This window comes from Daejeonella rubra (genome assembly GCF_900103545.1).
GTDB classification, from domain to species: Bacteria; Bacteroidota; Bacteroidia; order Sphingobacteriales; family Sphingobacteriaceae; genus Daejeonella; species Daejeonella rubra.
This window is the reverse complement of the sequence record NZ_FNHH01000028.1, coordinates 1-25,076: the sequence shown is the minus strand read 5'-3', so window position 1 is coordinate 25,076 and position 25,076 is coordinate 1. Positions and strand designations below refer to the sequence as shown.

Sequence of the window (25,076 nt, the reverse complement as noted above, 5' to 3'; positions counted from 1 at the left end):
CTGTAGAATGGCAAATCAAAACTTCAATTTCTACCTCTTATTTCCAAATTAAAATCTAATTTACGAGACATCACTTCACCATATTCTAAAGAATACAGCTTAGAAATAATTGTAAGAAATTATTATATTTAACTCAGGATAGGCTTTGTAATTGTACACTTCCAAAGATATCCAACAATTAATTTTTCTCTCTCTTTTCTACCGATGAGTATTGTATTCATCGTTTATGCCTCTTGTATAAGAGTTTTACGTCGTTTACCTGTTATCTAATTTCTTAAATATGCATTCATCAGTCCCAAATTACATCATTGCTATTGGCGCATCTGCCGGTGGGATGGATGAAATTAATTTATTTTTCGATCACACTCCATTAGACGGTGTAGCTTACGTCATTATCCAGCACCTTTCCCCCAATTTTAAAAGCCGCATGGTTGAATTATTAGCCCGGCATAGTAAGCTCATTGTCCTGGAAGCTGAAAATGAGATGAAGGTTATTTGTAATAAAGTTTATCTAATTCCTCATAATAAATTCATGACCATCAGTAATGGAAATTTATACCTGAGTGATAAAGAAAATATAAAAGGTCCTCATTTAACGATCAATACTTTTTTTGATTCACTTGCCACTGATTATGGTAAAAAAGCAATTGGTATCATTCTTTCGGGATTGGGAAGCGATGGCACAGAAGGGATCAAAGCCATAAAAAAAGCAGGCGGTATGGTAATTGCCCGTAACCCTGCAAATTCTGAATTTGGCAGTATGCCGTCCAGTGCAATTGCAACCGGCTTAGTTGATTTTGTTTTGGATCCTGAACTGATGCCTACTGCTATTGAAGACTATGTTAATCACACAGAAGAGTTATTAATCGGCAGTCATGAAGACGAAAAATACTTAAAAGCTATCATCGACCTGATCAAAGAAACTTCACCACTGGATTTTTCTGATTATAAACAAACTACCATACTCAGAAGAACCAAAAGAAGGGCTTCTCACGGAAATTTTAAATCCTTAGCTAATTACCTGAGTTTTCTTAAAAAAACACCTGAAGAAGTTGCAGCTCTTGCAAAAGAGTTTCTGATCAGCGTTACCACATTTTTCAGGGATAAAGAAGCTTTTGAATTCATAGAGAAAGAGGTTTTTCCAGATATTTTAAAAAAGCTCGTTCCCGGAGAAGAATTGAAAATATGGATTGCAGGATGTGCAACCGGAGAAGAAGCCTATTCAATGGCCATATTACTACATGAGCAACTTACAGGAAAATTTGAAGATACCATTGTAAAGATATTTGCCACAGACATTGACAGTACTGCTTTACTTCATGCAGGAAAAGGATTGTATAATGCTACTATTTCTAAAGATATTTCATCTGAGCGTTTGCAAAAATATTTCATTAAAGAGGGTGATAAATACAAAGTCAGTCAGCAAATACGCAAAATGGTAATTTTTGCACAACATGATCTGGTTAAAAATGCACCCTATTGTAATATGCAGTTTATTAGTTGCAGGAATTTGCTCATCTACATGGCACCGCTACTACAAAAGAAAATATTTACCATGCTCCTATTCGGACTTAAAGTGGATGGATACTTATTTCTAGGTTCCAGTGAAAATCCTATGCCCATTCTAAAAAACTTAGAGGTGGTTAATAAGAAATGGAAGATCTATAAAAATCTAAAAGTGAAAAGAGGTTTTAATTTTGATGCATTTTCTCTTCCGAATCTGTTGGATATTAAACATACCCCTTCTCATTCCGTTACTGCAGAAATTGACAAAAATATAAATACTGCATTGGCTGAAGCAATGCATACAAGTTTAGCCAAAGACCTTGATTACCTGACAGTTTGTGTGAATGAAAATAATCAGGTAATAAGTTTCTATGGCGATACTTCAACTTATTTACTTCAAAAACATTTCACTTCAAACCTCACAGAACTTTTACCGAAGCCTTTGGCGATTGTTTATAAAACACTAAGCATCAATACACTAAAAGAAAATAAAAAAGTAGAAGTCAGGGGAGTCAAGATAAAACAAGGCAAAAAAATTCTCAAAGTTAATCTGTCTGTTAGTCCCCTGGAAGTTAAAGATGAACATAAATTATTAATGGTAATTTTTACAAAAGATCACAGCGTTGATATAAAAAATGATATCGAATACGATGAGACCATTTATCTTGATCAATATACTAAAAGCCTGGAAACAGAGGTCAAGGAATTAAAAGACAAGCTTAATTCTTCCTACGAAAAGCTTGATGCATTAAATGAAAACATGCAATCCTTTAACGAGGAGCTGATTTCGGCCAACGAAGAAATGCAGAGTACCAATGAAGAAATGCAATCAGTAAATGAAGAATTGCATACCATTAATTCTGATTACCAGTTGAAAAACAAAGAGCTGCTGGAAATGAATGATGACCTGAACAATTATTTCCGGAGTAACATCAACGGACAGCTATTTATTAACAAGAATCTTGAGTTAATGAAATTTTCACCCGGCACTGTAAAGCAAATAAACCTTTTAGGCACGGATATTGGAAGACCTCTAAGTAACATATCAACAAACATAAAATTTGAAACCATTATTGATGATGTTAAGCAGGTATTAAAAGATGGGAATATCATTACTAAAGAGATCGAGACTAATAATGGCAAGTGGTATCAAATTATGACTATGCCATATGTAGAACAAGCTACCAATAACAACATTGGTGCAATCATTACTTTCAATGACATTACAGAGTTGAAAAACAAGCAGTTTGAAATTGATAAAAAGAATATAATTTTGCTCAGAATTAACACAGACCTTGATCATTTTATTCATGCTGCGTCTCATGATCTATTAGCTCCACTAGCTAATATTGAAACCAGTATCAGCATTATGAATAAAATAACATTGACAGATGCAAAGCTGATGGACTTTTTAAAGGTCATCAATAATTCTGTAAAAAAATTCCGCGAACTGATTACAGAAATAGCCACTATTGCCAAGGTTGAGAGTGAGATGACCGCAATGGAAATGGTTGACTTTGATGATGTAATAGCCAATATAGAATGGAGCTTAGAAGATAAGATCAAAGCATCATCCGCAGTAATTACAAAAAATCTGGAAATCAGACAAATCCGTTTTTCAAAAAAGAACCTTAGAAGCATTCTATTCAACCTGATTTCAAATGCTATAAAATTCAATGGTGGCAAAGCTCCCGAAATTACAATTCATACATGGAAACAGGGTGACAACATTGTTATATCGGTAAAAGATAAGGGCATAGGAATCTCTAAAGATGACTTAGACAAAATATTTAACATGTATGGCCGGTTGAACCAGAGCGTTGAAGGACATGGGATAGGGCTTTATCTCGCTAAGAAAATTGTAAATGCAACAGGAGGGGAAATAATTGTTGAAAGTGAACCGGGGAAAGGTTCCAATTTCATGATACATTTAAAAACAGAAGCTAAAAATCTGGCATAAACACATTTTTAATTAAGGTTATCTATATTTTTAAAAGAATACGGAGCCAGATAGCAATTTATTGAACGATTAGTTCACATTTTAATATGAGAAAAAAAATCCTGATTTTGGATGATAATACAGACATTCTCGAAATTCTAACACTCCTCTTAACAGAGTTCGGCTATGAGGCAAAACCTTTAAGCTCCGGAGAGAGGGTATTTGAAGAGATAAAAGAATTTCAACCCGACTTACTATTAATGGATGTAATGCTGGCTAATATGAATGGCCTGAAAATTTGCAAAGACATCAAAGAAAATATTCATACAGCTATGCTACCGGTCATCCTAATGTCCGGTTCACATGATCTTGCCAATATCCTTGATAAAACAGGTTCACCAAATGATTTTCTGGCAAAACCTTTTGATATAGACATTTTACTTTCTAAGATCGAAGATAACATAAGACTTTAATTAAGCTGAAAACAGCAATTACCAGAACCGATTCTTAAGATTTCTGAATATTTTCGCACTCTACGTCGTTTAGCGCAGCGGCTTCGGATTTCCAATAAAATGAAATCTCGCTCTATCCGTCGAGTTTAGCGTAGCACTCTACGGATTTTCAAATAATGAGGATTCTCCTGACTCCTCAGATCATAATAAATAATCAACCGAACTGTCTGTTGAGTTTCCACCGACTACCAAAATTGATTTTTCAGAACAACGAATCAAACTGCTATACAGTTTTAACGCAGCGTCTCTACCTTTAGTAAAAAAATGCTAAATTCAATTTATATCAAATTACCTGATCATTGAATCTGTTAAAACTATATCGCCTCCTCTTTACTTTTCTTCTTGGAATTTTTACTGGTGAAAGCTTTGGTCAGGAAAAGACAATAGAAGAACAATTAGACTATTCAAACAAGATTCTTAATTCAGTTTCAACTGAAAAGGTTCATCTCCATTTAGACAAGCCTTATTATGCATCGGGCCAGACGGTATGGTTTAAGGCGTATCTAATAAATGCCGATAAGCGTCCTTCTACATTGAGTAAGATTCTATATGTGGATTTAATTGATAGTCAAAATAGCATTATAAGATCACTTAAGCTTCCAATAAGTGCAGGTCTTGCTACTGGGGACATCTGGCTATCTGACACCCTAAAAACCGGTAATTATAGAATTAGAGCATACACACAATGGATGAGAAACTTCGGAGAAGCTGCCTTTTATAACCAAACTATATACGTTGGTAATATACTTTTTGAAGATATCATCACCCAATCAGTTAAATCAGATACACTTTTTGGAAGTTCGAATCAAATTGAAAACAGCATTAATAAATCTTCTGTTTTTAAAAGCACCTCAAATATAATCCAGATTCAATTCTTCCCTGAAGGTGGAAATTTAGTCGACAGCATACGCTCAAATGTGGCCTTCAAAGCTACCGGTCCTAATGGACTTGGCATTGATTTTATCGGCTATGTACTTGATGAGAAGGGTACAAGAGTTGCTGATTTCCAATCAGAACACGCCGGAATGGGGAAATTCAGGCTAACTCCATATGGTACAAGTCATACAGCAGTTATTGCGTTGAATGGTGAAAAGTTTAGGATCATGCTACCCAAAGCTGAGAAGGAAGGTTATGTGCTCACTGTTTTGAAAGAAGACGATAACAATTTGTTTATAAGGGTAAGCAGAAGTAATAGTATTTTCAATAAAAACCGCAATCAGCAGTTATCCCTGGTAGCGCAGAGTGGTTCACAGATTTATAACCTATCCAAATTCAATATCAGTAATCAGTTTGTTGATGTAACTTTTCCAAAACAAGAGTTACCGACAGGTATCAGTCAATTAACCTTATTTGATCAACACAGTATTCCAAGAGCCGAGAGATTGGTATTTATTCAGCATCAGGATCAAATTAAACTGATTCTTTCTTCAAATAAAAAACTCTACCAGCAAAGAGAAAAAGTGGTGATGGAATTGAGTGCTTCTGCAATAGGCAGTCAGCCAATAATTGGAAGTTTTTCTATTTCGGTAACAGATCTGAATCATGTTCCAACTTCAGAGTTGGATGCAAATACAATCTTATCAAATATTTTGATCAAGTCTGAACTGAAAGGATTTGTTGAAAAACCTAACTATTACTTTCAGGACACCTCTATCCTAAGAAGAAAGCATCTTGACAATCTGTTACTTACTCAGGGATGGCGTAATATCAGTTTAAAGCAGATATTTAATAATGATACTTTAGCCAGGAGTTCATATCAGGCAGAAAAGGGTATAAATATCAGTGGCATAGTTACCATGAGAGGAAATACAGTGGCAGGTGGAAAAGTGAGTTTATTTACACCTGAAGGTGGTATTTTTCTCGATACCGTAACAAATCATGAAGGTAGATTTAAATTTGAAAACTTAGTTTTTGCAGATAGTACACGCTTTATCTTACAAGCCAGAAGCTCAAAAGAAAAGGACAATATGCAGATAAGGCTTGACAAAACTCCATTTCAGGAAGCAGGCACCAATTTTAATTATTTTGGGATTGAAAATAAAGTAAATAATGAGTTTCTGACCTATTTGAAGGATAACAGAGATGAATTGGAGGGGTTTAATAAGAAGGAAATAATGATTCGGACCAAAATGCTGAATGAAGTGGTCGTGAAAGCAGTAAGGAATTACAAAAATATTGAAGGCTCCAGCAAATTGGGATCAACACCTGCAGATTTCGTGTTCAGGCAGGAGGATTTGTCAGGTAGTGAACTAGGGTCGGCATTAGAAGGTAAAATTGTGGGACTAAATATAAAATATGACCCCGGAAGCAAAAAAACAACTGCATCGTTATCCAGGAATAATTTGTTAAATAAAAGCCCTGCGATGCGATTGTTTGTAGATGGGGCAGATTGGGGAGATGATTTAAATGCCATAAATGTAAGTGATATAGCCATGGTTGAAGTCTTAAAGGGTGGGGCAAATGGAGCAATATATGGCAATAATGGTTTCGGAGGAGTAATATTAGTAACTACTAAATTATTTGCAGGATTACCTGCAGATATCATTCAAGAACCAAAGGGAATTATCAAATTTACACCCGTAGGATATACGATCACTCGTGAATTCTATTCACCGGATTATAATTCACCTGATAATAAAGGGGATATTAAAGATCTAAGATCTACTGTTTATTGGAATCCTGATTTGTTCATTAACAAAGGTAAATCATTGACACTTGAGTTCTATACTCCAGATAAGTCTGGAAAATACCAAGCTATTGTTGAAGGTTTAGATTATCTAGGCAGATTTGGGAGGCAGATTTATACATTCAATGTTAAATGATAAACCCCTCCGTTAATAGAATTAGCCCATATTTTATGTTACATCCTTTTATCAGGATATGATATTTGTTAATCAATCAATCCCTTTTCGCATTCTTCTGCAATTTTCCTGAACTTAAATTTTTACGAAGAATATTTCTAAATTTAATAATTAAGCATTTAGGAATATCTTTAAAAGCAAGCACAATAGGTCTTAAACAGATAAGCAAAAAGCAACCATGCACAATTCCAGAAGAAAATTCATTCAGAACACCATGCTCATTGGAGCAGGGATCAGCATGCCACATATACTGAGCGCTTCAGATTTTGGCTTATTTACCAGAACTATCAAAGCATCTGATCAAATCAATTTCGGTCTCATTGGCTGTAAAGGAATGGGCTGGTCAAATATGAATGCACATCTGAAACTTCCTCAGGTAAATTGTGTGGCACTGGCAGATGTTGACCAGAGTGTACTTGATCAGCGGACGGAAGATGTATTTAAACTTCGCGGAAAGCGTCCGAAGCAATACAAAGATTATCGCAAATTGCTTGAAGACCCGAACATTGACGTGGTAATTATCGGCACTCCGGATCATTGGCACTGCCTGAATATGGTTGATGCTGTTTCAGCAGGCAAGCATGTGTATGTAGAAAAACCCATCGCCAATACCATCGAAGAATGCCAGATCATGGTCAGGGCGCAACAGAAATATGGAAAAATAGTGCAGGTAGGTCAGTGGCAACGTTCCGGATCGCAATATGCCGAAGCTATCGACTATGTAAAATCAGGCAAATTAGGGCAGATCCGTTTGGTGAAGTGCTGGGCCTATCAGGGCTGGATGAAACCGGTACCGCAGGTTGCCAATAGTCCGGCGCCGGCAGGAGTAGATTATACGATGTGGTTAGGACCTGCACCAAAACGTGACTTTAACCAAAACCGTTTTCACTTTAATTTCCGGTGGTTTTGGGATTATGCCGGTGGCTTGATGACTGATTGGGGTGTTCATGAAATTGATATTGCCTTATATGCAATGGGTGTAAAAGCACCCAAATCAGTGATGGCTTCGGGTGGGAAGTTCGCTTATCCCGATGATGCTTCCGAAACTCCCGACACATTACAAACAGTATATGAATATGAAGGTTTTAACATGCTGTGGGAACATGCTACAGGCATAGACGGAGGCAATTATGGTTCTACGGAAGGCATCGCATTTATAGGAAACAATGCAACACTGGTGGTCAATCGCGGAGGCTGGAAAGTCATCCCGGAAACAGAAAATAAAGATGGTAAACGTGTCAATAAAACAGAGGAAGTTCCTCATAGTAAGCCAATTACAAACGCTCATGAATCACATGCTGTCAATTTTGTCGATGCCATTACAAACAATGATATTTCTCGCCTAAAATGCGGCATCCAAACAGGAAGTATTGCAGCGATCAATGCGCAAATGGGAAATATAGCCTATAAAACAGGTAAAAAAGTGTATTGGGATGCCGCAAAAAATCAATTTACAGATGCTGAAGCTAATCAGTTGATGAAAGCCCGCTATAATAATGGCTGGCAAGTACCAAAAGTTTAAATAGGATTGATTTCCTGGTGATATGTTAACATATAATTCAGCATAAAAGATCAAGAGGATCAGCTTTTCTGGTCAGAATGAATCAGAAACCCATTTCCATGTAATAATCTCATTGTATTTCCATAATATTATTCTCCTTGTATATATTTGTTAAAAACCAATAAATAAACATGAAAAAAGCAATCGTTTTATTAATGATCACAGGTCTTTTCAGTGCATTCACAGCATGTGCACAAAGACCTAGCCCAGCGGCTAAAGTTTCTGAAACCACCACTGCAGGTGTAAAGATCACCATCGACTACAGCCAGCCGGCAGTAAAAGGAAGAACCATCGGAAAAGATATTGCTCCTTTCGGTAAAGTATGGCGTACAGGCGCTAACGAAGCTACCTGGATGGAAGTTAGTAAAGATGTAAAGGTTGAAGGTAAAGCCTTGAAAGCTGGTAAATATGGTATCTGGACTATTCCCGGAGAAAAAGAATGGACCATCATCTTTAACAGCAAATCAAACATTAGCGGAACAGAATACAACCAGGCTAGTGATGTAATGCGTGTTGTGGTGAAGCCTGGTAAATCAGCAAGTTTTTCTGAGCGCATGACCTTCAAGATCGCCAAAACAGGTGTAGTTTCTCTGATCTGGGGCGACCACCAGGTAAATTTCAATGTAAAATAATTAAAACTCCATGAAGCCCTGATTGTCAGGGTTTCATGGTTATTAAATTGCTATCTGATCAGTGTTATATAGCCTGATTTTGAATATAGCTTTGAATTCCGAATTCCTTCAAATACCCAATAATACACGCCGGTAGGCACCTGGGTATTTTCCTTTAATCCCTTCCAGTAATTATTGATATCAGGAGTAGTATAAACTACATCTCCCCAGCGGTTAAATATTCTAAATTCCCTGACCTTGATCTCGCTGTTTATCAATACCGTTAATTCATCATTCACCAGATCACCATTGGGCGTAAAGGCATTGGGTATTGCAATTTCGGGTACAAAAATTTCAACAACAGCAGGTGTTATACTGATACAGCCTCCATTGCTGGCAGCTTGAATAAAATAAGTTCCACCCTTATAGATCCTGTCCGGAGTCCGAAGTGGTATTGTAGCTGCACGGTCCATCCAATATGAATAGATCAGGTCAGGCAAAGGAGTATAGGCAGTAGTCAGATCCACAGTTTCAGGGTAATTAGCGGTCAATGTTTTGTTAAAAGTAACAGCGGGCACTTCAACAATGGTCACCTTTGTAGGTAAGATCAGCTCACATCCTGAGGAACTGCGCCCTTTAACATAATATATTCCACTTTCAGAGACCACATTGGGATAAAGTAAAGGTACGGTCGCCTGACTATTCCTCCAGTATGTATAAGACAGATCGGAGCTATTACCCACTTTTAATGCAATGTCTGTAAGATCCACAGCAAGACATCGGGGTAATGGGTCACGGATATTCATTTCCATGCCCTGAATGACCGTATACAGGGTCTGCGTACACCCTAAGCCAGGATAAGGCACCATCTCAATGCCAATCTTTGTCCCAATTGGTGGCACTGGTGAAATAACCAGACTATCCGATGTTCCAAGATCAGTTTGAGTAGCTTCGTCAAACCAACGGTACCCGAAAAATCCCGAAAGTGCTTTCAGGGTAATGGAACTGGTTTCGGGACAGGTAATATTCCCGGTTACAGGTATGGAACAATTTTCATTAAAATCGATATAGGCATATCCAAAATGCCCCCCGCGGGAACAGTCATTAGCAGTAAATTCGAGGCGTATTGTTTGTCCGCGGTAACTGGAAAGATTGACCAAAACGGGTGCCCATGGTTTATATAGTACCCTTGGATCGCGGGATGATACCTTAAAACCCGGCAAGCCTCCCTGGGCCACAAACTCAAAGGAACCACAATCCGTTGGACGATCTGACAAAGGATTAAAAACACGCGCTGTAAATCTTGGCTGCTCATCCTCATCATGACCCGGATTCTGAAATACGACCGCATAACTAAAAATGATAGAATATGACTCCACATTTAAGGGAACACTGATGGTATAACTGATACGTTCGACCCCTCTTCCAGTAAGATCGTTGCCTAATTGCACTACATATTCACTGCCATTTGGGGCATTCAATGAAAAATTACCGTAGTCATCCCTGCGGTCTGTCCTTTTGATCAGGGTATGCTGCCCTGGAACTGAACCGCTAAAATTAAGTGAAACTATTGGAGGTCTGACTGCATTGATGAAGCGTTCTCCTGTACCGGAGATTTCACCATAATAAGATTCCCAGTTCGCGAAGGTACCAGATTCAAAACCTATATTCTGCGGACATTCTGTAACTACCTGAGCTTGTACCTTTTGCAGGGCAAGCATAAGCAGAATCAGAATTAACAGCCTCTTGAACATTTCAATTTTATAAATAGCTCTGCATTGCGTCAAATGGCCGCAAAATCATCCGCATAATGAATACATTAATTTACGAAGATTTTCCGATGCAAAGTTATTATTGAATGCGGCATAATGATTACTGATAAAATGGAGTTTAGGTTGCCTGATTAAAAAGGTTGCTTAGGAAAATAAATGACTATACCTAAGCCGGCAAATAGCCTGATAGTTTTAGAACAGGAAATCAACAGTCGGTCGAAATTGATTCAAGCAGAAATTGAAGGCAAATAAAAAACGAATTTCAGGCAATTATCTGGCTGATCCCTGCAGATACTTAAGCATCAGTTCTGCTGCACGACCGGAGGCACCCGGGGCACCCATACGAACTGCCAGCTTATCATACTTTTGCATCATAGCTGCCCGATACTTCTGATCATGTAAAATAAGATCAAGTTCATCACCGATCTTTTTACCGGAACAATCTTCCTGAATAAGTTCTTTCACCACGTCATCATTCATTACCAGATTGACCAGTGAAATGTATTTGATATTGACCAGCATACGGGCAATGCCGATTGATATTGGATTACCTTTGTAAACAACAACCTGAGGAGTTTTCAAAAGCGCTGTTTCAAGGGTAGCTGTACCGGAAGTAACTACCGCGGCTTCAGCATTCATTAATAAATTATAGGTTGCATTAACAATGACAGGTATCTTTTTATCGCCCAGATATTTCTGATAATCCTTTTCAGAGAACGATGGCGCCCCGGCAATGGCAAACTGACAATTGGGAAAGCGATCGGCGGTCTTCAGCATTTCAGGTAAAACCCTGTCCAGCTCCTGCCTCCTGCTCCCTGGAAGCAGGGCAATCAAAGGCCTTTCATCCAGGCCATTAGAAAGCCTGAATTGTGAATCAGGTTGGTTAGATTCAATTGCATCAAGAATTGGATTTCCAACATAATCAACTTCCATACCCCATGTTCTGTAAAACTCTACCTCAAATGGGAGGATACAAAACATACGGTCGACAATCTTTTTTATCTTAAGAACCCGCTTTTGGTTCCAGGCCCAAACTTTCGGGGAGATATAGTAAAACACAGGGATACCCTGTTTTTTTGCAAAGTCAGCGATCTTCAGGTTAAAACCAGGAAAATCGATCAGGATTAGTACATCCGGTTTATTTTCCAGGATATCCTGTTTGGCCAATTTGATATTCTTCAGGACAGTGCCCAAATTCGCGATCACCTCAATGAAACCCATAAAAGCCATTTCTGAATAATGCATTTTCAGGGTTCCACCTTCAGCCTTCATCAGATCGCCCCCAAAATATCGGAATTCAGCTTCGGAATCGTGCTGCTTCAATGCTTTCATCAGGTTTGACCCGTGCAGATCGCCTGAAGCTTCACCAGCAATTAGGTAATAATTCATGGGCAGGAATAATTAAAAATCCCATGTATTTAAAAGCGGAATAGCATGGTGCGCAGTCATATCAAACTGTACCGGAACTACCGATACAAAGCCATTATCCAATGCCCATACATCGGTATCTTCACCATGGTCGTTATTCTGAAATACTCCTGTCAGCCAGTAATATTTTCTTCTGTTCGGATCGGTACGCTCGTCAAACTCTTCAGCCCATTTGGCATTTGCCTGTCTGCAGATCTTGATGCCTTTTATGCCTTCCCCTCTCGGGAAATTCACATTCAAAAGAGTCCCTAATGGCAACCCGTGATTTAATACCTGTTTGGTTATGGATTCAATATATTTTATACAATTGCTAAAGTCGGCTTCATATGAAAAATCATCAAATGAAAACCCGATGGAAGGAATACTTTCTATAGCTCCTTCAACTGCTGCCGACATGGTGCCGGAGTAGAGCACATTGATGGAATTGTTAAGTCCGTGGTTGATTCCCGACACACAAAGATCAGGCTTCTTCCCCTTAAAAACCTTGTTCACAGCAAGCTTCACACAATCTACCGGGGTTCCTGAACATTTATACATTTCCACACCTTCATACAGATCAACCTTATCAAGGCGTAATGGCTTGGCAATGGTAATAGCATGCCCTGTACCTGATTGCGGGCCATCAGGAGCCACAACAACTACATTGCCAATAGTTTGCATAACTTCAATCAGGACCTTTATTCCGGGAGCTGTAATTCCGTCGTCGTTCACGACCAGTATGGTTGGTTTTGATTTTTTCATTGGTACGAAAATACGAAATTTTCCGGTGGTTCCTTACGGTTCCAGTGGTTGGTGTTCTCAGCAACCACCCCATTTGTGAGGCTTTTGTTGATGAAAACTTCAACTAAAGAGAAATCTCCATAGAGGAGTCCGAAGATTCCTCTTCATTTGCAAATCCGTCGCTGCGCTTAACTCGACCGACAGTACGTTGCAAAAACACCGACCGCAGGAAAACCTACCGACAGGGTGGCTCGCCAAGACGCTAAGGCGCAAAGGTTTACAGATTATTCATGAACATTCGTTTTATATTCTGCAATCGCGTCTTTGCGTCTTAGAAAGATTCTTTCTTAACCTAAACCTAGAGCCAATTTTGTGCCTTACTCACAAAGTTTCCTCACCTGCTAAAGGGCAGGATTCGGAATGACATTCGTTTTAGTTTGATTTAATTTTTTCAGGCACATTAGCTTGTGCTAAAGGAGAACACCAACCAAAGGGAGAGGATAAAAAACCCCCGCTGATATGATCAGCGGGGGTTTCATTGTATTCTATAAGCTTTTAAGCCAGTCGATCACACCTTCGCGTGTCTTACCTGTTTTCTGTTGTAACTTTCCGTAGAGTTCATCTTCTTTTCCCTCTTCATACTTCAGATCATCATCTGTAAGGTCGGCATAAGACTGCTTCACTTTGCCTTTTAACTCATTCCACTTTCCCTTTAATTCTAACTTATCCATGATGCTGTTTTCTAATTTGTGTTAAAGAATAACAAACAGCAACCGAAAAGGTTTTAAAAATTACAGGTCGGCGGCACCCTGTTTGATCTCTTCAACAACATTAGGATCCAATAAGGTTGAGGTATCTCCGAGATTGGCGATATCACCTTCTGCAATCTTCCTTAATATCCTTCTCATGATCTTTCCTGAGCGGGTCTTCGGCAAACCTGATACAAACTGAATCTTATCTGGCTTGGCAATTGCACCGATGATACGTGCAACGGTCTGAAGAATATCTCTTCTTGTAAGATCATGATCGTGAGTGGAAGTACCAAGGATCACATAAGCATATATTCCTTGTCCCTTGATATCATGCGGATATCCAACAACGGCACTTTCAACCACATCAGCGTGCATGTTGATGGCATTTTCAACCTCAGCGGTACCAATACGGTGACCAGAAACATTGATCACATCATCCACCCTGCCGGTAATTCTGTAATATCCATCCTCATCCCTCAAACAACCATCACCTGTAAAATACATGTTTTTATAGGTTGAGAAATAAGTCAGGCGGCAACGCTCATGATCTCCATAAGTAGTACGGATAATACCCGGCCACGGAAACTTGATACATAAATTACCGCTTACCCCATTCCCAATAAGTTCTGCACCTGCTTCATCTACCAGGCAAGGCTGAACACCAGGCAATGGAAGTGTTGCATAACCAGGTTTTGTTGGAGTGATGCCGGCTATCGGAGAGATCAGTATACCACTGTTCTCTGTCTGCCACCAGGTATCTACGATCGGGCATTTACCTTTACCGATCTTCTCATTGTACCAATGCCATGCTTCTTCATTGATCGGCTCACCTACAGAACCAAGTTTTGTTAATGAACTAAGGTGTTTCCCTTGCAAAGGTTCTTCTCCAAAGCTCATCAATGAACGAATAGCCGTTGGAGCAGTATATAAAATATTTACTTTGTATTTATCAACGATATCCCAGAAACGTCCAGCATCAGGCCAGGTAGGAACACCTTCAAACATCAGGGTAGTCGCTCCCTGTGACAATGGCCCGTATACGATATACGAATGTCCGGTGATCCATCCAATGTCGGCAGTACAGAAGTGCACTTCACCTGGCTGGTATTGAAACACAGTTTTAAAAGTATATCCTGTATAAACCATATAACCTCCGCAGGTATGAACTACCCCTTTTGGTTTTCCGGTTGAACCGGATGTATATAAGATGAACAAAGGATCTTCTGAGTCCATTGGTTCTGCCGGACAATCAGGGTTACCCTGAGTTTCAACCTTTTTAATTTCATCCTCCCACCATACATCACGTCCCTTGATCATCGACACAGGAGTACGGGTACGAGTCAAAACAATGATCCTATTTACAGAACGGCACTGTACAATGGCATCATCAATTATATTTTTAAGTGGAATGTCCTTGCTGCCCCGGAAGCCACCATCTGCGGTGATCACCAAATTACACTGAGCATCGTTAATCCTGTCTGCTATAGATTGGGCAGAAAATCCGCCGAAAACAACTGAGTGGATCGCACCAATCCGTGCACAAGCCAAAACGGCAATGGCCAATTCAGGTACCATTGGCATATAGATACAGATCCTGTCGCCTTTCTTAGCACCATTGTTTTTCAGTGCATTTGCAAACTGAACCACTTTAAAGTGAAGTTCTTTATACGAAAATGAGCGGTAATGTTCTTCAGGATCATTTGGCTCCCAGATCATAGCTGTTTTATCAGCATTCTTCTCCAGGTGACGATCCAGGCAATTCTCCGTTATGTTTAACTTTCCACCAATAAACCATTTCACATTGGGTTCTGTAAAGTTCCAGTCCAGAACTTTGTCCCATTTTTTCTGCCAGTAGAACGTGTCAGCAACAGAACCCCAGAAATTTTCAGGCTCAGCTACACTGTAATCATAAACGCGTTTGTAATCGTCAAAGGAATTAATACGGAGATCCATTTTTTAATTTTTGTTCGGTATGTTTTTAATAAATTTCAGAATACAATTATATCATATTCAGACCTGTTAGCCTAATATAGATGCAAAAAAATTACATAAAATCATGAACTACGGCTGCTTTTAAACTGAAAGACTAAATTTATTAATAAAGTATTGCGTATCTGATTTTTTCTCCTGATATTTGCAAACTCTTTAGAGAATTGAATTAAATAATAAGATACACATATAGTCATGTCGAGAATTTGTGATTTAACAGGAAAAATGGCGATGAACGGTTTCAACGTTTCTAATTCGAACGTAAAAACCAAACGTAAATTTTATCCTAACCTGCATGTAAAAAAGTTTTACATTCCTGAAGAAGACAGATGGATCACGTTGAAGGTTTCTACCTCAGCGATCAAAACCATCAGTAAAAATGGCATCACTGCTGTAATTAATAAATTCCTTAAAAAAGGATACATATAATAGTTATAAGTATTAAGTTATAAGTTTTAAGTAGAGAATATCACAAAACTTACAACTTATAACCTACAACTTACAACGTAAAAAATAATACAATGGCTAAGAAAGGTAATAGGGTTCAGGTTATTTTAGAATGTACCGAGCACAAAGAGAGTGGCATGGCTGGAATGTCTCGTTACGTAACAACAAAAAATAAAAAGAACACTACAGAACGTCTGGAGTTGAAGAAATTCAATCCGGTGTTGAGAAAAGTGACTGTTCACAAAGAAATTAAATAATTAGTAATAAGTTATAAGTTTAAGTTATAAGTATTTTATTAAAGACCTTACAACCTAAAACTTACAACCTAAAACTTAAATAATATACAGAAATGGCAAAGAAAGTAGTTGCAACCCTGAAAACAGGTGCTGGTAAAGAGTACTCTAAAGTAATTACAATGAACAAATCACCAAAAACTGGTGCTTATTCATTCAAAGAAATTATCGTTCATAACGATCACGTGAAAGACGCTATTGCAGGAATTAATACCTCTAAGTAATTTTCACATTGTATTAACAGAAGCCGCCCGCGTATAATCGCCGGGTGGCTTTTTTCATTAGAGTATAATTGTTTTTGAAAGGGTTTGAAGCCTGCCTGAGGCAGGCAGGCTAGTGAATCTTTCATTGCAATACAAATGTTTTGCCTGCATCTGCAGGTTTAGTTAAATTCAGACCTATGGGATTATTTGACTTTTTCAAAAAGAAAGAAAGCAACGTACAGGAACAGGTTGAACTGGACAAGAGCTTAGAGAAAACCAAGGAAGGTTTATTTTCCAAGATCACCAAAGCTGTTGTCGGGAAATCAACCGTTGATGATGATGTTCTTGATGAGCTGGAAGAGATCCTGGTCAATTCAGATGTAGGCGTTCAAACCACATTAAAGATCATTGAGAGAATACAGGCACGTGTTGCACGTGATAAATACATCAATACCTCTGAGCTGAATGAGATACTTCGTGCAGAAATACAAAGCCTGCTTTCAGAGAATAACAGCAATGACTTCAGAAATTTTGAATATGGCGATCATAAGCCTTATGTCATCATGGTTGTAGGTGTTAACGGCGTCGGTAAAACCACCACCATCGGAAAACTAGCCCACAAACTGAAACTTGCAGGCAATAAAGTAGTTTTAGGAGCTGCAGATACTTTCAGAGCAGCAGCAGTAGATCAGCTAAAACTTTGGGCAGAGCGGGTGAACGTACGTATAGTTGCTCAGCCAATGGGGTCAGATCCGGCATCTGTAGCTTTCGATACATTACAATCGGCCGTTGCCAATGGCGATGATGTTGCAATTATTGATACTGCCGGCCGTTTGCATAATAAGGTCGCTTTAATGAATGAGCTGACCAAGATCAAACAGGTCATGCAAAAAGTAGTTCCGGGTGCTCCCCATGAAATACTTCTAGTTCTGGATGCTTCTACCGGTCAAAATGCAATAGAACAATGCAAGCAATTTACACAGGCAACTGAAGTGAATGCGCTTGCACTTACAAAATTAGATGGCACTGCAAAGGGCGGGGTCGTTATCGGAATATCCGATCAGTTTAAAATTCCGGTGAAATACATCGGTGTGGGTGAAGGCATAGAACACCTTCAACTATTTAATAAAAAAGAGTTTGTGGACTCCCTATTTAAATAACAGGGAAGATAAGAATGAAAACAAAAAGCAGTAAAGAGGTTAGCAGGGTTAAGCCAAGGGTAAATGTTATTACACTTGGATGTTCAAAGAATATTCACGACTCCGAAGTTCTGATGGGTCAGTTGCGCGGTAATCAGATGGATGTTGTACACGAAGCCCAAAAACTGAATAAGGATGATATTATTGTGATCAATACCTGTGGATTTATTGACAATGCAAAACAGGAATCCATCGATACTATATTGCAGTACAGCGAATTAAAAGATCAGGGCAAGGTAGGAAAGGTTATCGTAACCGGATGCCTTTCCGAGCGCTACAAACCTGAACTTGAAGCTGAAATAAAAAATGTTGATTCCTTTTTCGGAACCAATGACCTTCAGAATCTGTTAAGCTCGATCGGTGCAGATTATAAACATGAACTGGTAGGCGAACGTTTACTGACCACCCCCTCTCATTTTTCTTATTTTAAGATCGCTGAAGGTTGCAACAGGCCCTGTTCATTTTGTGCGATCCCTTTAATGAGAGGAAAGCACGTTTCCAAACCCATTGATGACCTGGTCAAAGAGGCTAAATACCTGGCTAAAAACGGCACAAAAGAATTGATCCTTATTGCTCAGGATCTGACATATTACGGACTAGACCTTTACAGTAAAAGGAATCTTGCCGATCTGCTGCGCAACTTGTCGGACGTAGACGGTATAGAATGGATCCGCTTACAATATGCCTACCCTTCGGGCTTCCCAATGGATATTCTGGATGTTATGAACGAGCGCTCCAACATCTGCAATTATCTGGATATGCCTTTACAGCATATCAGCGATAATATGCTGAGCTCTATGCGACGTGGAATTACCAGACAAAAAACAATAGATCTTGTTAATTCGATCCGTGATAAAGTGCCTGATATCGCTCTGCGGACAACACTTATCTGCGGATATCCCGGAGAAACGGAAAAAGATTTTGAAGAAATGAAAGAATGGGTATCCGAAAGCCGCTTTGATCGTCTTGGATGTTTCACCTATTCACATGAAGAAAAGACACATGCCCATCTATTAAACGATGATGTTCCAGAAGAAGTAAAACAACAACGTGTCGAAGATATAATGAATATTCAGCAGGAAATTTCTTTTGATATCAATCAGGATAAGGTTGGTAAGACCTATAAAGTACTTATCGATAAAAAAGAAGGCAATTACCTGACCGGCCGGACTGAATTTGATTCTCCAGAGGTTGATAATGAAGTTTTAATTGATGCACGGATTAGCTATGCAACACCAGGGACTTTCGTTCAGGTTAAGATTGACCGGGCAGAAGATTTCGATCTGTATGGTCAGATTGTCAAAATATAGATCTGTTAAGAGGAATTCCGTAAATTCCTCTAATTTCGTTCCAAATGAAGGCGACTTATATTGATTACAGTGAAACCCGCAGTTTTTCCGAAGGCCTGATACGTTATCTGGCTAATGATCCGGAATTAGCGCCCTTCAGTTCTGAAAGGGCCGATATACAGGGTTTCAGAAATTTAATAAACAGAAAAAAAACACTTGCAGGAAGAGATATACTGGTAGGGGTATTGAACGAGCAATATTCAAGAATTGGCCATCCTGCTCACTCCTCAGTTCAGCAAAACATTGAACTGCTCCTAAATGACAATACCTATACCGTTTGCACTGGCCATCAGTTAAATATATTTACAGGTCCGCTTTACTTTATTTTTAAGATCGTGACTGCCATCAACCTGGCAAAAGAATTAAAAAGCAATTTTCCCGATAAAAATTTCGTACCCGTTTACTGGATGGCAACGGAAGATCATGATTTTGCTGAGATCAATCACACCTATATCTCAGGAAAAAAGATCAGCTGGGAACACGAAGCTGCCGGCGCAACAGGAAGGCTGCAAACTGCTGGTATTGAAAAAGCAATCAAAGAATATCAGGCTGTTCTTGGCATTTCTGAAAATGCAGAATACCTGAGCAATCTGATCAGAAAAGCATATACTGAGCACAAAAATCTGGCAGATGCCAGCCGATACCTTGTCAATACTTTATTTGAAAATTATGGTTTGCTCATCCTGGATGCAGATGATTCACGCTTAAAAAAGCAATTTTCTTCGATCATTGCCGATGACATCATCCAGCAGAACAGCTTCAAAAATATTACTGAAGCCAATAACAAACTGGCAGAAAAAGGAATTGAAGCACAGGTAAACCCGAGAGAGATCAACTTTTTCTACCTGCTTGATGGATTGAGAGAGCGTATTGTTTTTGAAAACGAGAAATACAGTATCCTGAATTCAGAGATCAGCTTCAGCGAGGAAAGCCTGAAGCAGGAGATCAATGAACATCCAGAGCGCTTTAGTCCGAATGTAGTGATGCGTCCCCTTTACCAGGAAGTGATCTTGCCCAACCTGGCCTATATTGGCGGAGGCGCAGAAGTTATTTATTGGCTGCAGCTGAAACAGAATTTCGATCATTACGGTGTAGATTTCCCGGTACTACTTTTAAGAAATTCAGCCATGTTCAGTTCTCTAAACCTGGAGAACAAACTCAACCGACTTGACCTTGGCATGAAAGACATCTTTAAAAATGTCGAAGAGTTGAAAAAAGAATGGGTTTTGAACCATACAGAACATTCGCTAAACCTTCATGATGAATGGCAGGAGCTAAGTTCGATCTTTGAAAAGATCAAACTCCGCACCTATAAAATTGATCCGAGCCTTAGTCCTAGTTCAGAAGCTGTAAAAGCAAGATTATACCGGGCGATTAAAAATCTGGAGGTCAAACTAATGAAGGCAGAGAAGAGAAATTTTTCTGATGCCCTTTCACAGATCGACCTGGTGAAAACAAAGCTTTTCCCTAAAGGCGGACTTCAGGAACGTTCCGAAAATTTTGGATTGTTCTATGTGAAGCATGGAAAGAATTTCATTCAAACACTTATTGAAAATTTCAAACCTCTGGATCTGAAATTCACGATCTTAGAGGAGTAGAAAAAGATAAATGACCTATCATACCTTTACAGAAAGTAAGTTAAGAGACTTTACAAGATCCATTTTTGAAAAAATGGGCTGTTCTGCAGAACATGCAGATCTGGCAGCCGATGTACTCATTAAATCAGATCTGAGGGGTATTGACTCTCATGGTGTTGCCCGTCTTACCGGCTATGTACGTTTATGGGAAAAGGGTCGCATCAATGCGAAGCCTGACATTAAAATTGTTCATGAAACACCAACTACGGCAACAGTTGACGGCGATGCAGGTCTGGGCCTTGTGGTTGCTCCTTTTGCAATGAAAGTGGCGATCGAAAAAGCTGAGAAATACGGTTCTGGCTGGGTTTCAGTAAGAAATTCAAATCATTTTGGCATTGCAGGTTATCATACGATGATGGCTGTTGAAAAAGACATGATCGGGTTTGCAATGACCAATGCTAGTCCGCTGGTTGCCCCTACTTTCGCTAATGAACGCTTATTGGGAACAAACCCTATGTGTTATGCTTTTCCTGCCGGGAAATATCCTCCGGTTATTGTTGATATGGCGACTTCTGCCGCGGCAAATGGCAAATTGGAGATCGCTCAGCGTATGGGAAAACCTGTACCTGAAGGCTGGATTCAGGATGCCAATGGAAATCCATCAGTTGACCCTCATGAATTAAAAAAGGGAGGGTCACTCCTGCCCCTGGGCAGCGACAGAGATCATGGCAGTCATAAAGGTTTTGGCCTGAGCGCCACAGTTGATATTCTCTCTGCAGTACTTTCAGGAGCAAACTATGGACCATGGGTGCCTCCATTCGTGGCTTTCATGGAACCGTCCAGTGATCCGGTTGGAAAAGGGATCGGGCATTTTCTGGGCGCTATGCGTGTTGATGGCTTTAGACCTATTGATGAATTCAAGTCACATCTCGACAATTGGATTGAACGATTCAGCTCTGCCAAACCTATCAACGAAGAACAAAAAGTTATTATCCCTGGTCAGCCTGAACTTCAGGCTGAAATAGAACGTCGTAAACATGGTATTCCTCTGATTGAGGAAGTGTGCAATGATCTGAATGAGATCGCCTGTAAATTCGGGCTTCAGAAACTAAGGGACTGAAGTTGTTAAGCTAAATCCTGAGGTTTAAAGTCAGACCTCAGGCATCATTCTTCAAATACTTCTTTGCTAAATAATGTTAAACCTTCAACATAGCATGGTAAAAAAGTTCTTATAAACTATATTAGCAATATATTCCACCTTTAATCAAACGAATGAAAATAATACGTTCACTATTTATTGCTTTTCTTTGCGTTTTTCAGGCAGGTCAGCTGTTTTCACAGGATACGATCAGTCTGAATAATCTAATAGATAAATCACAGAAGATTATTCAGGAATACCCTTATGAGAAAGTTTATCTCCATTTTGATAAGCCATATTACGCTGTTGGTGATACGATCTGGTTTAAGGCCTATGTGGCTACCGGGCAAGACCAGCCATCAGATCTGAGTAAGGTTCTATACGTGGATCTGATATCTGAAAATGACACACTGGTGCGTGCCATGAAGCTTCCTGTAGTAAACACCTCTGCTTATGGCAGTATTACACTCGATCCATTGGCCTATAAATCAGGCAATTACAGAATAAGGGCATACACCTATTGGATGCTGAACTTCAGCGAAGATCTATTCTTCACTAAAAACCTTCCTATTGGTGATGCCATAAACAGAAAGATCATTACCAACATTTCTCTGAACGGTGAGAATGCTGGGACATCACCATCGATAAATGCCAGTATTTTATACCAGGACCCCGATGGAAAGGCCTTCGCCAATAAAAAGGTCAGCTGGAGATTGATCTCCAAATTTGAGACTATTGCACGGGGGAGGGAAACAACTGATGAATCAGGACGATTAGCCTTAAAATTATCTGCAAATCAAAAAGCTGCTTTAGACACCGGCGTTCTTGAAACTGTGCTTGAGGTAGATCCAAGTAGGATGATCACATCTATATTTCCTCTTAAAAATGCATTTGCAGATACTGATATCCAATTCTTTCCTGAAGGAGGAGAGCTAATTGAAAATATCAATACAAAGATTGCATTCAAGGCTATTCAGGAAAAGGGACTAGGAGTAGACGTAAAGGGCGAAGTATTAGACAATACCGGAAAAGTGATCAGTAAACTGGAATCCCAGCATCTGGGGATGGGTGCATTTTCTCTATTGCCGGAATCAGGAAAATCTTATTCAGCCAATCTGACCTTTGCAAATGGAATAAAGAAAACAATTCCTCTGCCGGCCGTTAAATCCTCAGGAATCACCATATCGGTTCTCAATTCAACGCCCAGCAGCATTATGATACAGATCAGTGCGAATCAGGCCTATTACAATGCAAATCAGGACAAGAATTATTATCTGGTTGCACGAAGTAAAGGTGTTATAGCTTTCGCTGCACAGGCAGCATTAAACACCATGACCATTGGAGCCTCTATTCCAAAGAATAAATTTCCGGATGGTATTGTACAAATTACAGTGTTTTCTACAAAAGGAGAACCACTGGCCGAGCGGCTGGTATTCATAAAACATGCTAATATTTCTTCTTTGAACCTGAGTTCAGACAAGAAAGTCTATGGAACAAGACAGGCCGTTAAAATGAATGTATTGGCTAAGTCTAATAACATTCCTGTGGAGGGTAATTTCTCAATTTCCGTCATTAATGAATCAAAGGTACCGTATAATGAAGATGATGAAACTACCATTTTAAGTTCTTTCTTAATTTCTTCCGAGCTGCAGGGTTTTATAGAAAAACCAAATTACTATTTCCACCAGATCAATGATAAAAAAACGGCTGACCTCGACCTGTTAATGATGACCCAGGGGTACCGTAAATTCTCATACAAACAGATCCTTGCCGGAAATGCACCTGTGATCAGTGTCCTGCCTGAGCAGGGAATAGAATTTGCCGGAACACTCAGAACATCTAATGGCATGCCCGTTTCTAATGGGAGCCTGAAACTTGTTGTTCCGGAAAGTCGTTTTTATGCCGAAACAAGATCCAACCTGAAAGGCGAATTCAAATTCGAAAAGGTTATCATACCTGACTCTGCAGAAGCTACGATAAGCGCCAGAAGCCCAACAGCAGCAAGAAATATGATGATCATGCTGAATGGCAGTGCATTCCCTTCCATAATCAAGAATAAAAATGCTGCTGAAGAAAAACTAAATATCGACAGCGTGCTTTCACCTTACCTGGACAATAGTAAAAGACAATACCGCATGATCACCCAAATGCTGCAGGAGGTTGTAGTTAAAGCTACTGCCATCAAGAAAGCAAGCCATTTGGATCATCCTGCATTATCAGGATTGGCAACGGTTCCTGATCATCTGATTGAATCAGATCGTTTTCAAGGCTGTGTGGTATTTTTGAATTGTTTACAAAGTTCGGCTACAGGACTTACTTATTCAGACAATAACTTTTATGTAACCAGAGTTTTTAATAGCGGGCTAAAAGTACCTGTGCAGATATTTTATGATGGAATGCCAGTAGATGCCAACTATCTGAATAACATACAGTCTGCGGATGTTGAAAATGTTGAGATTTTCCTGAAGGATGATCTTGGATTGGTGAGCCGTACTTACAATACGAACGGGGTACTTGTCATAAATTCAAAGAAAACTGCAAAAGGTTCGGCAGTTACTGCAGAAGATCTGAGAAAACTATTTCCTCAAAGCAATGTTTTGACCTTCAACCCACAGGGATATATTAAAAAAAGAGAATTCTATACTCCTAAATATCTAACACCTGCAAGCCGTACTGCCGGAGCTGATTATCGCAGCACAGTCTATTGGAACCCAAGAGTATTTACTGATAAGGATGGAACAATGGCCCTGGAATTTTATAATGGCGATAACAAAGGAACCTATAAAGCCATAGTTGAAGGCACTGACATTGATGGTAATTTATCCAGATTTATATATCGGTATAAAGTAGAGTAATCCCCGGTTGTGTTTTTGCCAAAGGCATTGAGAAAACTATACATTCAGGCTCACCCGTCCTTGGAGTTTGGGATATTAACGTCACGATCACCTATTCTATATTTTAATTGAAAAGCATCTTTGAAAGGTGGAGAAATCTCATGACTATCGGCAGTAATTCAGATCAAGTTCCTTTTCATTGCAACAGATTTCTCCGTCGTGCCTCCTGCGAAATGACGATAAATTAACGTCATTTCCTTTGGTCAATGAAAGAATATTTATTAGCTATCACTATTGTTGAAATGGGGGGTCCGGGGGGTGTTAATAAACTAAAATCTTTGTGAATAACGTTTAAATAAAAGGCAGGGTGAACTTTCGTCATTTC

The 25,076-nt window shown here is 39.3% G+C and carries 18 protein-coding genes; 13 read left to right on the top strand and 5 right to left on the bottom strand.

What is annotated here, in order from left to right:
- Window positions 1–280 precede the first annotated feature (280 nt).
- The 5 genes from BLR27_RS15300 to BLR27_RS15280 all read left to right on the top strand — a co-directional run bounded on the left by BLR27_RS15300 (window position 281) and on the right by BLR27_RS15280 (window position 9,011).
- Window positions 281–3,466 carry a chemotaxis protein CheB gene (locus BLR27_RS15300; protein WP_090706334.1) on the top strand — a complete coding sequence of 1,062 codons (3,186 nt, stop codon included), beginning with the start codon at window positions 281–283 and terminating at the stop codon, window positions 3,464–3,466.
- Window positions 3,467–3,552: 86 nt separating this feature from the next.
- Window positions 3,553–3,918 (top strand): response regulator, encoded by a 366-nt coding sequence (locus BLR27_RS15295; protein ID WP_090706333.1) that lies wholly within the window; start codon window positions 3,553–3,555, stop codon window positions 3,916–3,918.
- Window positions 3,919–4,256: 338 nt separating this feature from the next.
- The gene (locus BLR27_RS15290) at window positions 4,257–6,779 is read left to right on the top strand and encodes a TonB-dependent receptor plug domain-containing protein (RefSeq protein WP_090706331.1); all 2,523 of its coding nucleotides are present in this window, start codon (window positions 4,257–4,259) and stop codon (window positions 6,777–6,779) included.
- A gap of 217 nt (window positions 6,780–6,996) precedes the next feature.
- Entirely contained in the window at window positions 6,997–8,340 is a 1,344-nt protein-coding gene (locus BLR27_RS15285; RefSeq protein ID WP_221406360.1) for a Gfo/Idh/MocA family protein, read from the top strand.
- A gap of 170 nt (window positions 8,341–8,510) precedes the next feature.
- Window positions 8,511–9,011 (top strand): DUF2911 domain-containing protein, encoded by a 501-nt coding sequence (locus BLR27_RS15280; RefSeq protein ID WP_090706330.1) that lies wholly within the window; start codon window positions 8,511–8,513, stop codon window positions 9,009–9,011.
- Between the two features lie 50 nt (window positions 9,012–9,061).
- Here the strand turns inward: BLR27_RS15280 and BLR27_RS15275 are convergent, their stop codons facing one another.
- The 5 genes from BLR27_RS15275 to acs all read right to left on the bottom strand — a co-directional run bounded on the left by BLR27_RS15275 (window position 9,062) and on the right by acs (window position 15,615).
- A complete protein-coding gene (locus BLR27_RS15275) occupies window positions 9,062–10,744 on the bottom strand; it encodes a gliding motility-associated C-terminal domain-containing protein (protein ID WP_090706328.1) in 1,683 nt (560 codons plus the stop codon).
- A 288-nt stretch (window positions 10,745–11,032) separates the two neighbouring features.
- Window positions 11,033–12,151, bottom strand: coding sequence for a lipid-A-disaccharide synthase (gene lpxB / locus BLR27_RS15270; protein ID WP_090706327.1), 1,119 nt, complete (start codon window positions 12,149–12,151; stop codon window positions 11,033–11,035).
- Window positions 12,152–12,163: 12 nt separating this feature from the next.
- Window positions 12,164–12,931 (bottom strand): 5'/3'-nucleotidase SurE, encoded by a 768-nt coding sequence (gene surE, locus BLR27_RS15265; protein WP_090706324.1) that lies wholly within the window; start codon window positions 12,929–12,931, stop codon window positions 12,164–12,166.
- Between the two features lie 524 nt (window positions 12,932–13,455).
- The gene (locus BLR27_RS15260) at window positions 13,456–13,641 is read right to left on the bottom strand and encodes a CsbD family protein (RefSeq protein WP_090706323.1); all 186 of its coding nucleotides are present in this window, start codon (window positions 13,639–13,641) and stop codon (window positions 13,456–13,458) included.
- Window positions 13,642–13,701: 60 nt separating this feature from the next.
- On the bottom strand, window positions 13,702–15,615 hold the full coding sequence (gene acs / locus BLR27_RS15255; RefSeq protein ID WP_090706321.1) for an acetate--CoA ligase: 1,914 nt from the start codon (window positions 15,613–15,615) through the stop codon (window positions 13,702–13,704).
- 231 nt (window positions 15,616–15,846) lie between these two features.
- Here acs and rpmB point away from each other — a divergent pair, with 231 nt between their 5' ends.
- The 8 genes from rpmB (at window position 15,847) to BLR27_RS15215 (ending at window position 24,712) form a co-directional block, all read left to right on the top strand.
- The gene (gene rpmB, locus BLR27_RS15250; RefSeq protein ID WP_079703650.1) at window positions 15,847–16,080 is read left to right on the top strand and encodes a 50S ribosomal protein L28; all 234 of its coding nucleotides are present in this window, start codon (window positions 15,847–15,849) and stop codon (window positions 16,078–16,080) included.
- A gap of 92 nt (window positions 16,081–16,172) precedes the next feature.
- Window positions 16,173–16,355 (top strand): 50S ribosomal protein L33, encoded by a 183-nt coding sequence (gene rpmG, locus BLR27_RS15245; protein WP_079703649.1) that lies wholly within the window; start codon window positions 16,173–16,175, stop codon window positions 16,353–16,355.
- 92 nt (window positions 16,356–16,447) lie between these two features.
- Window positions 16,448–16,615 (top strand): DUF4295 domain-containing protein, encoded by a 168-nt coding sequence (locus tag BLR27_RS15240; protein WP_090706320.1) that lies wholly within the window; start codon window positions 16,448–16,450, stop codon window positions 16,613–16,615.
- 176 nt (window positions 16,616–16,791) lie between these two features.
- The gene (gene ftsY, locus BLR27_RS15235; RefSeq protein WP_090706389.1) at window positions 16,792–17,754 is read left to right on the top strand and encodes a signal recognition particle-docking protein FtsY; all 963 of its coding nucleotides are present in this window, start codon (window positions 16,792–16,794) and stop codon (window positions 17,752–17,754) included.
- Window positions 17,755–17,768: 14 nt separating this feature from the next.
- Window positions 17,769–19,103, top strand: a complete 1,335-nt coding sequence (gene rimO / locus BLR27_RS15230) for a 30S ribosomal protein S12 methylthiotransferase RimO (protein WP_090706318.1) — start codon at window positions 17,769–17,771, stop codon at window positions 19,101–19,103.
- A 44-nt stretch (window positions 19,104–19,147) separates the two neighbouring features.
- Window positions 19,148–20,740: a bacillithiol biosynthesis cysteine-adding enzyme BshC gene (gene bshC, locus BLR27_RS15225; RefSeq protein ID WP_090706315.1), complete on the top strand. Its 1,593-nt coding sequence runs from the start codon at window positions 19,148–19,150 to the stop codon at window positions 20,738–20,740.
- A gap of 10 nt (window positions 20,741–20,750) precedes the next feature.
- Window positions 20,751–21,839, top strand: coding sequence for an Ldh family oxidoreductase (locus BLR27_RS15220; protein ID WP_090706314.1), 1,089 nt, complete (start codon window positions 20,751–20,753; stop codon window positions 21,837–21,839).
- Window positions 21,840–21,991: 152 nt separating this feature from the next.
- The gene (locus BLR27_RS15215; RefSeq protein WP_090706312.1) at window positions 21,992–24,712 is read left to right on the top strand and encodes a hypothetical protein; all 2,721 of its coding nucleotides are present in this window, start codon (window positions 21,992–21,994) and stop codon (window positions 24,710–24,712) included.
- Window positions 24,713–25,076 lie beyond the last annotated feature (364 nt).